Source organism: Streptococcus sp. HMSC076C09, from assembly GCF_001837905.1.
In the GTDB taxonomy this organism is placed as follows: Bacteria; Bacillota; Bacilli; order Lactobacillales; family Streptococcaceae; genus Streptococcus; species Streptococcus parasanguinis_I.
On the sequence record NZ_KV834618.1, the window covers coordinates 1 to 498 of the forward strand.

Genomic DNA, 498 nt, shown 5'->3' on the forward strand with positions numbered 1-498 from the left:
AAGTCCCCGTGAATAAATTTTTTTATTTTTTGAATCTCTAACTTCTTTCCAAAGGATAGCCGCAACTTTTAACTTGTTGGAGTAATGATTGCTAAATTCATCTGCACAAAAGTCTTTTAGAAATTGATTCCATTGGCAAGCTGAATTATCATACTTGGCGTAGTCTGACTCTCCATAGTATATTTTAATCATATCTTTGATTGTAAAATTTATGTTGTTGTCCCGTTTTACTTTTCGCCAAGCTGTTGCCATATCAGCATTAAATTTAAACGGATTAACACCTGTTACAGCTGAAAAATAATCACGAAATTTCTGATTAAAGGAAAACCCACATTCAAGTAATGATGTATTTAGGGTTATTATTTCGGTTTGATTTTTGTTTCTTTTCCTCAAAAATTTTTCTACTCTATTTCCCTTAAAATATTGTTCTATAATATGATTTAATTCTTTTTTTGTACATCTGTATTCTAATCCAAGGTACTTACAAATTTGTGAAAG

Annotated in this window: 1 protein-coding gene; it reads right to left on the reverse strand. The window is 29.7% G+C overall.

Annotation, left to right across the window (positions count from 1 at the left end; all coding sequences use genetic code 11):
* Positions 1-498: SAP domain-containing protein (locus tag HMPREF2704_RS02105; RefSeq protein ID WP_070845525.1), on the reverse strand; the 498-nt coding region annotated here is incomplete at both ends.